Origin of the sequence: Sinorhizobium sp. M4_45 (assembly GCF_002885915.1) — a bacterium.
Taxonomy (GTDB): Bacteria; Pseudomonadota; Alphaproteobacteria; order Rhizobiales; family Rhizobiaceae; genus Sinorhizobium; species Sinorhizobium meliloti_A.
Map to the genome: position 1 here is coordinate 149693 of NZ_NWVE01000001.1, position 15315 is coordinate 165007.

Below are 15315 nucleotides of genomic sequence, written 5' to 3' on the forward strand. Positions count from 1 at the left end.
GTCTTCACTCGGCGGCCTGGCGGGCCATCGGGTTGTTCGGATGGGTCGTCCAGTTGGCGTAGTTCGGGTCGACCGGTTTCCCGGTGCGCCGGTCGAGCGTGCCGGCCGCGAGCGGCTCCATGGTGATGCAGTTCTCCACCGGGCAGACATTGACGCAGAGGTTGCAGCCGACGCATTCCTCCTCGATCACCTCGAAATGACGCACGCCGTTTACGAATTGGGTGATCGCCTGATGCGAAGTGTCCTCGCAGGCGATATGACAGCGGCCGCATTTGATGCAGGCGTCCTGATCGATCTTCGCCTTGGCGATATAGTTGAGGTTGAGATATTGCCAGTCGGTGACGTTCGGGACGGCACGGCCGCTGATGTCGTCGAGCGACCGATGGCCCTTGGCGTCCATCCAGTCGGAGAGGCCCGTAATCATCTCCTGGACGATCTTGAAGCCATAGGTCATCGCCGCCGTGCAGACCTGCACGTTGCCGGCCCCGAGCACCATGAATTCCGCCGCATCCCGCCAGGTGGTCACGCCACCGATGCCGGAAATCGGCAGGCCGTGGGTCTCGGGATCACGGGCGATCTCGGCCACCATGTTGAGGGCGATCGGCTTCACCGCCGGGCCGCAATAACCGCCATGGCTGCCGCGGCCGTCGATCGAGGGCTCCGGCGAGAAAGTGTCGAGGTTGACCCCGGTAATCGAGTTGATCGTGTTGATCAGCGATACCGCGTCGGTGCCGCCGGCCTTGGCAGCGCGGGCGGGCTTGCGGATGTCCGTGATGTTCGGCGTCAGCTTGGTGATGACCGGCATGCGCGTATATTGCTTGCACCAGCGCACCACCATCTCGATATATTCCGGCACCTGGCCGACCGCCGAGCCCATGCCGCGCTCGGACATGCCGTGCGGACAGCCGAAATTGAGCTCGATGCCGTCGGCGCCGGTCTCCTCGACCAGCGGCAGGATCGCCTTCCATGCGTTCTCCTCGCAAGGCACCATGATCGAGGCGATCAGGGCACGGTCCGGCCAGTTCATCTTCACCTGCTTCATTTCGCGCAGGTTCACATAGAGATCGCGGTCGGTAATGAGTTCGATATTGTTGAAACCCAGCAGCCGCCGGTCGGCGCCCCAGATCGCGCCGTAGCGCGGGCCGTTGACATTGACAACGGGCGGTCCTTCCTCACCCAGGGTCTTCCAGACGACGCCGCCCCAGCCTGCCTTGAAGGCGCGCTCGACGTTGTAGGCCTTGTCCGTCGGCGGCGCCGAGGCGAGCCAGAACGGATTCGGGGATTTGATGCCGACAAAATTGTTGCGAAGATCAGCCATTGTTCTCGTCCTCTCGATCCTGTTCTGCTTTTCAAGCAACGGCGCTCGCCAGCGGCTGAGCCGCGGCGAAAGCCCGGTCGATCGATCCGGCGGCATCGCGTCCCATCGCGACGGCGGAAACGGTGAGATCCTCGCCCCCAAGCACGCAGTCACCGCCGGCCCAGACCTTGTCGAGCGAGGTGCGCCCTTCCGCATCGACGACGATGCGTCCGCTTTCCATGCGTAGCGCACCGAGGCCGGAGGCCTCGAAGGTCTGGCCGATGGCCTTGAAGATCTGGTCGGCGGCAATGATTCCGGTTTCGCCGGTCGTCGTCAGCCTACCGTTCTCAAGCGTGGTGTAGTCGAGTTCGATGCCGGCGACCCTGCCGTCCTTGACGGCGATGCGTTTCGGCTGCAGCCAGTGGCGGATGGTGACGCCCTTGGAGGCCGCGAGATCCTGCTCGAATTCCGAGGCGTTCATGTGCTCCTTGCCGCGGCGATAGCAGATCGTCACTTCCTCGGCGCCGAGCAGTTTCGCCTGGACGGCCGCGTCGATCGCAGTCATGCCGCCGCCGAGAACCACGACGCGCCGGCCGACCGGAATGTCGGCCTTTGTCTTCGACTGGCGAAGTGCGGCAATGAAGTCGACGGCATCCTCGACGCCTTCGGCATTCTCGCCTTCGATCCGCAGTGCATTGACACCGGCAAGACCGAGGCCGAGAAAGACGGCATCGAATTCTTCCGCCAGATCGGCAAGGGAGAAGTCGCGGCCGAGCGCCTTGCCGTGGCTGACCTCGATGCCGCCGACCGAAAGCACGTATTCGACCTCTTTCTGGGCGAAGTCGTCGACCGCCTTATAGGCGGCGATGCCGTATTCGTTGAGGCCGCCGGATTTTTCGCGCGCGTCGTAGATCACCACGTCGTGGCCTTTTACGGCCAGCCGATGCGCGCAGGCGAGCCCCGCCGGCCCGGCGCCGACGACGGCGACCCTGCGGCCGGAACGCGCGGCGCGCGAATAGAATTGCTTGTTCTCCCGCATTGCGATGTCGGTCGCGTAGCGCTGCAGGCGGCCGATTTCGACCGGCCGCTCCTCGGCCGTGTTGCGTACGCAGGCCTCTTCGCAGAGCGTTTCGGTGGGACAGACGCGGGCGCACATGCCACCAAGTATGTTCTGATCGAAGATCGTCTTCGCCGAGCCGATCGGATTGCCCGTCGCGATCTGGCGAATGAAGAGCGGGATGTCGATGGAGGTGGGACAGGCAGTCATGCAGGGCGCGTCATGACAGAAATAACAGCGGTCCGCGGCGACCAGCGCCTCGTGCCTGTCGAGTGGCGCATGAAGGTCGGAGAAATTGGCTTCGTACTCGGCAAGCGGCAGCCGCCCGCCGAGAATCCCAGATTGCGTCGTTCCCATTTTTGGCTCCCAATGTTTTCTCAGGATGACGGAACGGTAACACGCTTTATTTTTTTATCAAACGGTAAAATTTCCTTCCAAACGGCTGCAAAAGCCTGGAAAAGCGGACCTTGCCGGTGCCAAGGCGCGCCGCATATCGCCCCCGTTTGACAGCGCATGGAAAATAGTGGCAGCAAATCAAGGGGAAGGGAGCCAATCGATGGCACGCAAGGCGGAAAGCAGCAACAGGCTGGACGATGCAGCCCGCGCAGGCTGGCTCTATTATGTCGCCGGCCGGACGCAGGACGAGATTGCGTCGGTCATGGGAATTTCGCGGCAGTCGGCGCAACGTCTCGTGTCGCTTGCCATGGCCGAGCGGCTGATCAAGGTGCGCCTGGACCATCCGATCGCCGCCTGCCTCGAAATGGCGGCGCGTCTCAAGGAGAAATACGACCTCAAGCATGTCGACGTCGTTCCGAGCGACCCCGGTTCCCAATCCACGACCGTCGGAATCGCCGAGGCCGGAGCGGCGGAAATCGAGCGCTGGCTGAAGTCGGCCGAGCCCGTGGTGCTCGCGATCGGCACGGGCCGGACGCTGAAGGCGACCATCGACCAGCTGCCATCGATGGAATGCCCACAGCACCGTATCGTTTCGCTCACGGGCAATATCCGGCTCGACGGGTCGGCTGCCTATTACAACGTCATCTTCAGCATGGCGGACACGATCAAGGCGCGGCATTTCCCCATGCCCTTGCCGGTTCTCGTCTCCTCGCCGGAAGAGCGCGAAGTCCTGCACAAGCAGAGCCTGGTGCAGATCGCCCTGGAACTCGGCGCCGAGGCCGACGCCGCCTTCGTGGGCGTCGGCGAACTGGGGCCCGACGCGCCGCTTTGCGAAGACGGGTTCCTGGCGCGCGATGAAATGGCACGGCTGATGGCCGCGGGCGCTGCCGGCGAGATCTGCGGGTGGATGTTCGACCACGAAGGCGTGCTCCTGCCCGACAGCATCAATGAGCGCGTCGCCTCGGTTCCGCTGCCGCCGCGCGACCGCGCGTCGGTCATCGGGATCGCCAAGGGCAGGCGCAAATACGAGGCGCTGCGCGCCGCACTCAAGGGCAGGATCATCAACGGTCTCGTCACCGATGAGGCTACGGCCGACTATCTGCTCCGCGTCTAGATCGCGCAGCCGGCCGCGGGGCCGCGGCATCGGCGTCGTTCTCGTGAAATCCCTGTAAAAAATCCAAAGCTAAAACATCTTCTTAGCTGCTCTGCCGCACCGGAACGACAAATGCGCATTGACATTTCGTCGCAATCGGTGAGTAATTGCTCACGAGCAAGGCAAATGCTCAATTTCTTCTGGGAGGAAGTCGATGAATTTGAGAACTTTCCTGCTGGGCACGTGCTCGGCAGTCGCTCTGGCGGGTCTGGCCCAAGCGGAGACGCTGACCATTGCCACCGTGAACAATGGCGACATGATCCGGATGCAGAAGCTGACGGACGATTTCACGTCGAAAAATCCCGACATCCAGCTTGAGTGGGTCACTCTCGAGGAAAACGTGCTGCGCCAGCGGGTCACGACCGACATCGCGACCAAGGGCGGTCAGTACGACATCATGACGATCGGCACGTATGAAGTGCCGATCTGGGCGAAGCAGGGCTGGCTCCTGCCGCTCGACAATCTCGGTCCCGAATACGACGTCGACGACCTTCTGCCGGCGATCCGCAGCGGCCTGACGATCGACGGCAAGCTCTATGCGGCACCGTTCTACGGCGAGAGCTCGATGGTCATGTACCGCAAGGACCTGTTCGAGAAGGCCGGGCTTAGCATGCCCGATGCGCCGACCTGGGATTTCATCGCCGATGCGGCCCGCAAGATCACCGACAAGGATAACGAGATCTACGGTATCTGCCTGCGCGGCAAGGCCGGCTGGGGCGAGAACATGGCTTTCCTGACGGCCACGGCAAACGCCTTCGGCGCCCGCTGGTTCGACGAGAACTGGAAGCCGCAGTTCGACCAGCCGGAATGGAAGAACACACTCGACTTCTACGTCAAGCTGATGAATGACGCAGGCCCGCCCGGCGCCTCGTCCAACGGCTTCAACGAGAACCTGTCGCTGTTCCAGACCGGCAAGTGCGGCATGTGGATCGACGCGACCGTGGCCGCCTCCTTCGTGACCAATCCGAAGGAGTCGACCGTTGCCGACAAGGTCGGTTTCGCGCTCGCTCCCGACACCGGCCTCGGCAAGCGCGGCAACTGGCTCTGGGCCTGGAACCTCGCCATTCCGGCAGGATCGCAGAAGGCCGAGTCGGCGCAGAAGTTCATCGCCTGGGCCACGGGCAAGGATTATCTGAAGCTCGTTGCCGAGAAGGAAGGCTGGGCGAACGTTCCTCCCGGTACCCGCACCTCCCTCTATGAGAACCCGGAGTACCAGAAGGCGGCCCCCTTCGCGAAGATGACCCTGGACTCGATCAATGCCGCCGACCCGAAGAACCCGGCGGTGAAGCCGGTGCCCTATGTCGGCGTCCAGTTCGTGGCGATCCCGGAATTCCAGGGTCTCGGCACGGCGGTCGGGCAGGTGTTCTCGGCGGCGCTGGCCGGTCAGATGAGCGTGGATCAGGCGCTTGCCAGCGCGCAGCAGCTGTCGACCCGCGAAATGACCAAAGCCGGCTACATCAAGTGAGCTCCCAAGGAGCCGGAGCGTCTGCTGGAAACAGCGAACGCCCCGGCTACCTCCAGAGCGGGACGGGGAAAGGGGCAACCCGCCTTCGATCCGCGTTCCGCTCTGACTTTTCCAGTTCATGGCGCGCGTTCGGATGGCGATACGCCTGCCGTTTTTGAAGAACCGCGTCGACTTCACACGGGGGACGCCATGGCGACCTTGCACACCCGCTCCGCCGCGCGATTGATGATCGCGCCCTCGGTGCTCCTGCTTCTGGCCTGGATGATCGTGCCGCTGGCCATGACGGTCTATTTCTCGCTGCTGCGCTACAACCTGCTGATGCCGGGGATGGAGGAGTTCGCCGGGCTTACGAATTACACCTATTTCCTCACCGACCCGGCCTTCTTCCAGGCGATATTCAACACGCTCGCCATCGTTCTCGGCGTGCTCTTCATCACCGTGGTCGGCGGCATCGGACTGGCGCTTCTTCTCGACCAGCCGATGTTCGGGCAGGGGATCGTGCGCATCCTGGTGATCGCGCCCTTCCTCATCATGCCGACGGTGGCGGCGCTGGTCTGGAAGAACATGTTCATGAATCCCGTGAACGGACTTTTCGCCTGGCTTGCCAAGCTGCTCGGATTGCAGCCGTTCGACTTTCTCGCCAACGCGCCGCTTCTCTCGATCATTCTGATCGTCGCCTGGCAGTGGCTGCCCTTCGCCACGCTCATCCTGCTGACTGCGCTGCAGTCGCTCGACGAGGAGCAGAAGGAAGCCGCACAGATGGACGGCGCAGGCGCGGTAAGCCGCTTCATCTATCTCGTCCTGCCGCATCTCTCGCGTGCGATCACGGTCGTCATCCTGATCCAGACGATCTTCCTGCTGTCGGTCTTCGCCGAGATCCTCGTCACCACCAATGGCGGTCCGGGTACGCAGAGCACGAACCTCACTTTCCTCGTCTACGCCCAAGCCCTTCTGCAGTTCGATGTGGGCGGCGCCTCGGCGGGCGGGATCATCGCGGTCATCCTCGCCAATATCGTCGCATTCTTCCTGATGCGCATGATCGGCAAGACGCTGGAGGCTTGAGACCATGGCACGCAATGTCTCTACCGGGCGCAAGCTCATCACGACCGTGGTGGCCTGGACGATCGGAATCCTGATCTTCTTTCCGATCCTCTGGACCTTCCTGACGAGCTTCAAGACGGAAGCCCAGGCGATCGCCTCTCCGCCGGTCTTCCTCTTCTTCGACTGGACGACCGAGAACTATTCCGAGGTGCAGAGCCGGTCGGATTACCTGAAGCACTTCATGAATTCGGTGGTCGTTTCCTTCGGCTCGACCCTGCTCGGCCTGTTGATCGCGATCCCGTCAGCCTGGGCGATGGCGTTCTCGCCGACGAAGCGCACCAAGGACGTGCTGATGTGGATGCTCTCCACCAAGATGATGCCGCCGGTCGGCGTGCTGGTGCCGATGTATCTGATATTCCGCAACTGGGGACTGCTCGACACGCGCACAGGGCTCGTGATCGTGCTGACGCTGATCAACCTGCCGATCATCATCTGGATGCTCTACACCTATTTCAAGGAGATCCCCGGCGAGATCCTCGAAGCGGCGCGCATGGACGGCGCCTCGCTCTCCAAGGAAATCATCTATGTGCTGACGCCGATGGCGATCCCCGGCATAGCCTCGACGCTGCTGCTCAACATCATCCTTGCCTGGAACGAAGCGTTCTGGACCTTGAACCTGAGCGCCGCAAAGGCCGCGCCGCTCACCGCGTTCATCGCCTCCTATTCGAGCCCGGAGGGCCTCTTCTACGCCAAGCTGTCGGCGGCCTCGACGATGGCGATCGCCCCTATCCTCATCCTCGGCTGGTTCTCGCAAAAACAGCTCGTGCGCGGCCTCACTTTCGGCGCAGTCAAGTAAGGGCGACGCGGTTCAAACAAGGGTAAAACCATGGGAAGCATCACTCTCAAGAACGTATCGAAGGTCTTCGGCGCCCACGCCGTCATTCCCTCGATAGACCTCGATATCACCGACGGCGAGTTCGTCGTCTTCGTCGGCCCCTCGGGTTGCGGCAAGTCGACGCTTCTGAGGCTGATCGCCGGACTGGAGGACGTCAGCGACGGCGAGATCGTCATCGACGGCCGCAACGCCACCGAGCTGCCGCCGGCAAAGCGCGGCCTTTCGATGGTGTTCCAGTCCTACGCTCTCTATCCGCATATGAGCGTGCGCTCCAACATCGCCTTTCCGCTGAAGATGGCGGGCGAGGACAAGGCCACGATCGACAAGAAGGTCGAGGACGCGGCGCGCGTCCTCAACCTCACCGACTATCTCGACCGCAAGCCCCGCCAGCTTTCCGGCGGCCAGCGCCAGCGCGTGGCGATCGGCCGGGCCATCGTCCGCCAGCCGGAAGCCTTCCTTTTCGACGAGCCGCTGTCGAATCTCGACGCCGCGCTGCGGGTCAACATGCGACTGGAGATCAGCCAGCTTCACCAGCAACTGAAGACGACCATGGTCTACGTGACGCACGACCAGGTGGAGGCCATGACCATGGCCGACAAGATCGTCGTGCTCAACCGCGGCCGCATCGAGCAGGTGGGCTCGCCCCTCGACCTCTACCGCAGGCCGGACAATCTATTCGTCGCCGGTTTCATCGGGTCGCCGAAGATGAACTTCGTCACCGGTGCGCCTGCCGCGGCCCATCAGGCCCACACGATCGGCATCCGCCCGGAGCATATTGCCCTTTCGAAGGATCAGGGCACGTGGCGGGGCACGGTGGGAGTGGCCGAGCATCTCGGCTCGGACACCTTCCTGCACGTGCATGCAGACGGCATCGGTACTTTGACGGCGCGCGTCGGCGGCGACTTCGCGGTGACCCATGGCGATCAGGTCTATCTGACGCCGGATCCCGAGCGCCTTCACAGGTTCGATGAAAAGGGAATGGCAATTCGATGAAACGTCTTGAAGGAAAGAGCGCGTTGATCACCGGATCGGCGCGGGGTATCGGCCGCGCTTTCGCCGAAGCCTACGTGCGCGAGGGCGCCACGGTCGCCATCGCCGACATCGATATCGAGCGGGCGAGACGGGCGGCGGCGGAGATCGGGTCCGCGGCCTATGCGGTCGTGATGGATGTGACCCGGCAGGACTCCATCGACGCCGCGATCGCCGCGACCGTCGAACATGCCGGCGGGCTCGACATCCTCGTCAACAATGCCGCGCTCTTCGACCTCGCGCCGATCGTCGAGATCACCCGCGAGAGCTACGAAAAACTGTTTGCGATCAACGTCGCCGGCACGCTCTTCACCTTGCAGGCGGCCGCCAGGCAGATGATCGCGCAGGGCAGGGGCGGCAAGATCATCAACATGGCGAGCCAGGCGGGCAGGCGTGGGGAAGCTCTGGTGGCGATCTATTGCGCCACCAAGGCTGCGGTCATCAGCCTCACCCAATCGGCCGGTCTCGATCTCATCAAACACCGCATCAACGTCAACGCCATCGCTCCCGGCGTCGTCGACGGTGAGCACTGGGAGGGCGTCGACGCGCTTTTCGCCAAATACGAGAACCGTCCGCGCGGCGAGAAAAAACGGTTGGTCGGGGAGGCCGTTCCCTTCGGACGCATGGGCACCGCAGAGGACCTGACCGGCATGGCGATCTTCCTCGCCTCGGCGGAAAGCGACTACATCGTCTCGCAGACCTATAACGTCGATGGCGGCAACTGGATGAGCTGAGGCTCGTTCGCGAAAGGATTGAAAGGATGGCGACCAAACTCTCCCTTGCCACGCTCGACGCGGTCAAAGCCAGGGCCGGCGTCCCGAACTACGGCCGGCATGACCTTCGGGCCGGCATCGTGCATTTCGGCGTCGGCAATTTCCACCGTGCGCATCAGGCGGTCTATCTCGATGACCTTTTCAACCTGGGACGCGATCGCGATTGGGCAATTATCGGCGCGGGTGTCCTGCCATCGGACAAGGTCATGCGCGACAAGCTCGAAGCGCAGGATTTCCTGACGACGGTGGTCGAGCAGGACAACAACCGCACGGGCGCGCATGTCACGGGCGCCATGATCGCCTATCTCGAGCCTGGCGACACGCCCGCGATCGTGGCGCAGCTCGCAAGCCCGCTCATCCGCATCGTTTCCCTGACGATCACCGAAGGCGGCTATTTCATCGATCCGGCATCCGGCGTCTTCGACCCGGCGCATCCGGCGATCGTCGAGGATGCGCGCGATCCGACGGCTCCAAAAACCGTCTTCGGCCTCATCCTGGCGGGGCTCGCCGAACGCCGCGCCAAGGGCATTCCGCCGTTCACGATCATGTCCTGCGACAATATTCCTGGAAACGGAGAGGTCACCCACGCTGCCGTCTCCGGTCTGGCGCGCCTCTCCGATCCGGGCTTTGCGGACTGGATCGATGCCAATGTCGCCTTTCCGAACGGCATGGTCGACCGCATCACGCCGGCAACCGGTGCCCGCGAGATCGGCATCGTCGCCTCACAATACGGAATCGACGATGCCTGGCCGGTCTTTTGCGAGGAATTCAAGCAATGGGTGCTGGAGGACCGTTTCCCGCAAGGCCGCCCGGCGCTCGAAGAGGTGGGCGTGCAGTTCGTGCCGGACGTCGCGCCGTACGAGCATATGAAGATCCGTATCCTCAACGGCGGCCATGCGGCGATCGCCTATCCGGCGGCACTGCTCGACATCCATTTCGTTCATGAGGCGATGGAGGAGCCGTTGATCCGCGCCTTCCTGTCAAAGCTGGAGCACGACGAGATCATCCCGGTGATACCGCCGGTTCCGGACACGGATCTGAAGGATTATTACAAGCTCATCGAGACGCGTTTCTCCAATCCGAAGATCGGTGACACGGTCGCGCGGCTGGCGCAGGACGGCTCCAACCGACAGCCGAAATTCATCCTGCCGTCGACGGCCGACCGCCTGCGCCGCGGCGAAGACGTCGTCGGGTTGTCGCTCGTTTCGGCGCTGTGGTGCCGTTATTTCGCCGGCAAGTCGGACAGCGGCAAGGAGATCGTTTTCAACGACGCCAACGCCGACCGGCTGCAGGCCGCCGCAGTTGCAGCGAAGGACGATCCAATGGCGTTCCTTGCGCTTTCCGACATCTTCGGCGATGTCGCGCAATCCGATCTCTTCCGCCGCCGTTTCGCTCACGCGTTGAAAGTGCTTTGGGAAAAGGGTACGCGTGCCACGCTCCAGCTTTATCTGGACGGAAACCTCGGGGAATGACGATGGTGGGGCACGCCTCCAGGCTGGTGATTTTCGATTGTGACGGCGTATTGGTGGACAGCGAACCGATTTCGCTCGGGGTCCTCGTCGACGCGCTCGCGGCTGCCGGCGTTTCGATGACGACCGAGGAGGCGAGCGAGCGCTTCCTCGGCCGCAGCTTGAAGACGATGTCGACGATCCTGCACGAAGAACACGGACTTGCGACCGACGAGGTTTTTCTCGAAGGCATGCGGACACGGCTCTATGCACGATTTCGCGAGGAACTGAGGCCAATCGCCGGCATACGCGAGGCGGTGGAAGGGCTGGGCACCGCCCATTGCGTGGCTTCGTCGAGCCAGCCGGAGCGCATCCGCCTTTCGCTGGCCGTGACGGGGCTCATCGATCTCTTCGAGCCGAACATCTTCAGCGCCAGCATGGTGGAGCGCGGCAAGCCGGCGCCCGACCTTTTCCTGCATGCAAGCGCTAAGATGGGCTATTACCCGTCCGATTGCATCGTCATCGAGGACAGCCCGGCCGGCATCGAGGCGGCAAAGTCCGCCGGCATGCGCGTCTTCGCCTTCGCGGGGGGCAGCCACGCACGAAACGACCGCCACCGGCGGACGCTCGCCAGCCTCGAACCCGACGTGCTGTTTGACGACATGGGCGAATTGATACAGTTTGTCCGTCAATAGGGAGAGCAGGACGGGGCGGTTTTGCTGCCGCGTCGTCCGGCTCGGCGAACATCCATCATTTTTTCGGGACGGGGGCATCCATTGATGCGCGAATATGTCGTGGCGGTCGATATTGGAACCGGCAGCGCCCGCGCCGGCGTCTTCGACCGGCAAGGTAGGCTCCTGGCGCGGGCCGATCGGACGATTGCGATGAACCGTCCGGAGGAAAACCACGCCGAACACGATTCCGAGGACATCTGGGCTGCGGTCTGCGGGGCGGTCAGATCGGCGCGCGAGAAGGCGGCTGTGCCGGCGGAAAGCATTGCGGCGATCGGCTTCGACGCCACCTGTTCGCTCGTCGTGCGCGATCGCGACGGCCTCCCGCTCTCGGTCAATCGTCAGGGGGAGGCACGCTGGGACACCATCGTCTGGCTGGACCACCGGGCGTTGGCGGAAGCCGATTTCTGTACGGCGACGAAACATCCCGTTCTCGATCATTCGGGGCGGGTGATGTCGCCCGAGATGGAAATGCCGAAGCTGATGTGGCTGAAGCGCAACCTCCCGCAGCAATGGGAACGGGCGGGGTATTTCTTCGACCTCGCGGATTACATGTCCTGGCGGGCGACCGGAAGTCCGGCCCGCTCGCGCTGTACGCTGACGGCAAAATGGAACTATCTCGCGCACGAGAAACGCGGGTGGCAGCAGGACTATCTGGAGCAGATCGGTCTTGAGGACCTCCTCGAACGTGGTGGCTTGCCCGAGGAGACGCTGCCGGTGGAGCGAGCCGTCGGGCGTCTGAGCGCGAGCGCGGCGGAGGAGCTCGGGCTCGACACCGCATGCCAGGTCGCGCCGGGGCTGATCGATGCCTATGCCGGGGCGCTCGGCGTGCTCGGCGGCTTCGCGGACGCGCCGGCGAAGCTGGAGCGCCAGCTGGCACTGATCGGCGGAACCTCGAGTTGCATTGTTGCCTTTTCCAAGGACATGAAGCCGGGTTTCGGCATGTGGGGGCCTTATTTCGAAGCGGTCTTGCCCGGGCTCTGGCTCATCGAGGGCGGTCAGTCGGCGACCGGAGCGCTGCTCGATCATATCGTGCGGCTGCACGGAGGCGGACTACCACCGACGACCGAAACCCATGCGAAGATCATCGAGCGGGTGCAGGAAATGCGCGCGCTTCATGGCGCGGACTTTGCCCAGCGCCTTCACGTGCTTCCGGATTTCCACGGCAACCGGTCGCCGCTTGCCGATCCGCATGCACTCGGGGTCATCAGCGGGCTGCCGCTCGACTCCTCCTTCGATGCGCTGTGCCGGCTCTATTGGCGGACCTGCGTCGCGATAGCGCTCGGGATTCGCCACATCCTGGAGATGATGAAGGAAGCGGGCTACGAACTCGACACGCTGCACGTGACCGGCGGGCATGTGCGCAACTCCCTGTTAATGGAGCTTTATTGCGACGTCACCGGCTGCCGGGTCGTCGCACCCCAGGCAGCCGATGCCGTTCTCCTCGGCACGGCAATGACGGCGGCCGTCGCCGGCGAGCTCTATCCGGACCTCGCCAGGGCCGGACCGGCGATGTCGTCGGCTGGAACGGAACGGCTCCCCGACCCGGCGCAACGCCGCATCTACGACCGGGATTATCGGCGCTTCCTCGCGCTCTATCGGCATCGCGAGGAACTGGAGTCGATGGAGTGATTCAACATGCGAGGGGTGCAGATTTTCATCTGCAGTCTTGCCGAATATCCGCGGAACCTTTTTTCGCCTCGTGCATTATGGCGATAACCGGACGGTGACGCACATCGCCCCCAATGTGACGTCGGAGGCATACCGCCGGTTGCCAACTCACATCCCCCCTCAGTGAGTTGCCAAAGCTCAGCCAGTGCCCTTCCCTCGGCACTGGCTGTTTTGCTTCGGGAGCATCGGGCGATGCGACCGAGTTCCGGATGCGGGCGTTTGCGATGGTGATCATCTTAGGCGAGGCGTTCCTGTGCTTGTCACAGGAAGCCAGTCAGCCCAAGTCTTCGGGCTGAAAGAAAGTTCCGCGCCGCAGACGCGGCGCCCCCATCCTGTGACGAGCATTGGGGATGAGGGCCCCCGACACTGTAAAAGCAATGCCGCCGGGGCCCCTGTGGTGAGGGAAATCTCGACTCAGGCCGCAGCCTTCGTCGTCTCGTTGAAGAACAGCGCCTGGCTGATCAGGGCCTTCACCATTTCCGGATTGAAAGGCTTGGTGACGAGGAACGTGGGTTCGGGACGTTCACCGGTCAGGAGACGCTCCGGGAAGGCGGTGATGAAAATCACCGGAACGGCAGCCGTCTTCAGGATTTCGTTTACGGCATCGATTCCCGAGCTGCCGTCGGCGAGCTGGATGTCTGCGAGCACCATGTTCGGCTTCGTCGTCTCATAGAGGGCGATCGCCTCGTCCTTGGTGCGTGCAATCCCGGTCACGCTGTGGCCGAGGCTTTCGACCATCTGCTCGATGTCGATCGCGATCAGCGGCTCGTCCTCGATGATCATGATCTCGGTTGCAACCTGACGGGAAATTTCCTGGGATGCGCGGTCGAGAAGTGCGGCCAGCTTGGCGGCGTCTACATCGAGTACTTCGGCGGCTTCCTGTGGGGTGAAGGCTTCGACGGAAACGAGCAGGAACGCCTGGCGTGCGAGCGGCGAGACGGCCGCAAGGTTGACGGATGCGCGCTGTTCCCAGGCAAAGGGCGACACCGGCTCCGGCACGAGGACGGAAGACGATCCGAACATGGATGTGAAAAGACGGAACAACGCTACCCTGTCGCTGCTTGCTTCCGGAAAGATAGACGTATCCGCGATAAGTGCCTCAAGCACGGCCGCGACATAGGCATCTCCAGAGGTCTGCGACCCGGTCAGGGCACGCGAATAGCGGCGCAGATAAGGAAGAAATGGAGCAATACGGGTGGACAATGTCATTCAGGGACTCCCTCAATCCATGGGCGTAATATCGTTGCGAAAACGTTTCGCCGAAAAAATGGTTCCGCTTCGGAACATTTCATTTTTCCGCTGCGTTATGGTGCAGGCGAACTTTCAAGGGCGAAATTGCAACAATGAGATATACGACAGGGGCAGGGCGGATGAGCGGTAAAAGTCCGTCCTCCGACGATCCGAATGCGCAGATTGCGGTGAAGCTGAAGGCCCTCTATCAGTCGGTGCAGGAGGAAGCGATACCGGCACGCTTTCTCGATCTACTGGAAAAGCTGGAAGCTGCAGAACAGCAATCGGCTCTGCAGGGCAAGGAGTAAGCGCCGGATGTCATCCGAAAATCAAGAGTTCAAGCGTGAGATGCTTGCCGCGCTGCCGAGCCTGCGCGCCTTTGCGATGTCACTGATCGGACGACACGACCGGGCCGACGATCTCGTGCAGGACACGATCATGAAGGCCTGGGCCAAGCAGGATCATTTCGAGATCGGTACCAATATGAAGGCCTGGCTTTTCACGATCCTGCGCAACGAGCTTTACAGTCAGATGCGCAAGCGTGGGCGCGAGGTGCAGGACAGCGACGGCCATTTGACGGAGACGCTCGCCCATCACCCGGAACAATACGGCTCGCTCGATCTGCAGGATTTCCGCCGGGCGCTCGAACAGTTGCCGCCCGATCAACGCGAAGCGATCATCCTTGTGGGGGCCTCCGGCTTTTCCTACGAGGAGGCCGCAACGATCTGCGGCTGTGCGCTCGGAACGATCAAGAGCCGCGTCAACAGGGCGCGTCAAAGGCTGCAGGAAATTCTCCAGGTTAGGGGAGAAAACGACTACGGGCCCGACGAGACCTCCGCACCCATCACCTCGCGTGCCTTCGTTTCCTGATGCGATCCCGCAGCGTCCTGTCGGACGCGCGAAGTCGCTGTAGCACCTCGATCTGCTGCATGTTTTGTCCTTGAATCGATAGCGGTTCAAGGACATATGCATAGACCGGTGCCGGATTGAAGTTCGTGCGGCGCTCGCAAGAGGGCATTCGGAGGGCTGCGTTCGACCGGCGGAGCGTGGTCGCCATATTGCTCCAGTTTGCTGTATGTTTTCCTCCCTAGACCGGCTCCGGTCGAAGGCAAACATACAGTGGAGCTGA

At 62.6% G+C, this 15315-nt stretch carries 14 protein-coding genes; 11 read left to right on the top strand and 3 right to left on the bottom strand.

Features of this window, described 5'->3' with window-relative positions; translation table 11 throughout:
* Positions 1–4: 4 nt before the first annotated feature.
* Together preA and CN933_RS00725 are read right to left on the bottom strand one after the other, a co-directional pair.
* On the bottom strand, positions 5–1318 hold the full coding sequence (gene preA / locus CN933_RS00720; protein ID WP_026168674.1) for an NAD-dependent dihydropyrimidine dehydrogenase subunit PreA: 1314 nt from the start codon (positions 1316–1318) through the stop codon (positions 5–7).
* A gap of 31 nt (positions 1319–1349) precedes the next feature.
* Positions 1350–2711 (bottom strand): NAD(P)-dependent oxidoreductase, encoded by a 1362-nt coding sequence (locus CN933_RS00725; RefSeq protein WP_018095732.1) that lies wholly within the window; start codon positions 2709–2711, stop codon positions 1350–1352.
* A 199-nt stretch (positions 2712–2910) separates the two neighbouring features.
* Here CN933_RS00725 and CN933_RS00730 point away from each other — a divergent pair, with 199 nt between their 5' ends.
* The 9 genes from CN933_RS00730 to CN933_RS00770 all read left to right on the top strand — a co-directional run bounded on the left by CN933_RS00730 (position 2911) and on the right by CN933_RS00770 (position 12917).
* Complete coding sequence (locus CN933_RS00730) at positions 2911–3864, top strand: sugar-binding transcriptional regulator (RefSeq protein ID WP_018095731.1); 954 nt, start codon at positions 2911–2913, stop codon at positions 3862–3864.
* 193 nt (positions 3865–4057) lie between these two features.
* Complete coding sequence (locus CN933_RS00735; RefSeq protein ID WP_018095730.1) at positions 4058–5368, top strand: ABC transporter substrate-binding protein; 1311 nt, start codon at positions 4058–4060, stop codon at positions 5366–5368.
* 189 nt (positions 5369–5557) lie between these two features.
* On the top strand, positions 5558–6430 hold the full coding sequence (locus CN933_RS00740; protein WP_018095729.1) for a carbohydrate ABC transporter permease: 873 nt from the start codon (positions 5558–5560) through the stop codon (positions 6428–6430).
* A 4-nt stretch (positions 6431–6434) separates the two neighbouring features.
* Positions 6435–7265, top strand: coding sequence for a carbohydrate ABC transporter permease (locus CN933_RS00745; RefSeq protein ID WP_018095728.1), 831 nt, complete (start codon positions 6435–6437; stop codon positions 7263–7265).
* A gap of 30 nt (positions 7266–7295) precedes the next feature.
* A complete protein-coding gene (locus CN933_RS00750; RefSeq protein ID WP_018095727.1) occupies positions 7296–8297 on the top strand; it encodes an ABC transporter ATP-binding protein in 1002 nt (333 codons plus the stop codon).
* Positions 8294–9067 carry an L-iditol 2-dehydrogenase gene (locus CN933_RS00755; protein WP_018095726.1) on the top strand — a complete coding sequence of 258 codons (774 nt, stop codon included), beginning with the start codon at positions 8294–8296 and terminating at the stop codon, positions 9065–9067. Before CN933_RS00750 ends, CN933_RS00755 begins: the two co-directional genes overlap by 4 nt.
* Positions 9068–9093: 26 nt before the next feature.
* Entirely contained in the window at positions 9094–10578 is a 1485-nt protein-coding gene (locus tag CN933_RS00760) for a mannitol dehydrogenase family protein (RefSeq protein ID WP_018095725.1), read from the top strand.
* Positions 10575–11249: an HAD family hydrolase gene (locus CN933_RS00765; RefSeq protein WP_018095724.1), complete on the top strand. Its 675-nt coding sequence runs from the start codon at positions 10575–10577 to the stop codon at positions 11247–11249. The genes CN933_RS00760 and CN933_RS00765 overlap by 4 nt, the downstream gene beginning before the upstream one ends.
* 84 nt (positions 11250–11333) lie before the next feature.
* Positions 11334–12917, top strand: a complete 1584-nt coding sequence (locus CN933_RS00770) for an FGGY-family carbohydrate kinase (RefSeq protein ID WP_018095723.1) — start codon at positions 11334–11336, stop codon at positions 12915–12917.
* 453 nt (positions 12918–13370) lie between these two features.
* Here CN933_RS00770 and rsiB1 read toward each other — a convergent pair whose 3' ends face one another.
* Complete coding sequence (gene rsiB1, locus CN933_RS00775; RefSeq protein ID WP_003525566.1) at positions 13371–14165, bottom strand: PhyR-type response regulator RsiB1; 795 nt, start codon at positions 14163–14165, stop codon at positions 13371–13373.
* A gap of 161 nt (positions 14166–14326) precedes the next feature.
* Here rsiB1 and rsiA1 point away from each other — a divergent pair, with 161 nt between their 5' ends.
* Positions 14327–14494 (top strand): anti-sigma factor RsiA1, encoded by a 168-nt coding sequence (gene rsiA1, locus CN933_RS00780; protein WP_018095722.1) that lies wholly within the window; start codon positions 14327–14329, stop codon positions 14492–14494.
* Between the two features lie 7 nt (positions 14495–14501).
* Positions 14502–15056: an RNA polymerase sigma factor gene (locus tag CN933_RS00785; protein ID WP_003525557.1), complete on the top strand. Its 555-nt coding sequence runs from the start codon at positions 14502–14504 to the stop codon at positions 15054–15056.
* Positions 15057–15315: the final 259 nt, after the last annotated feature.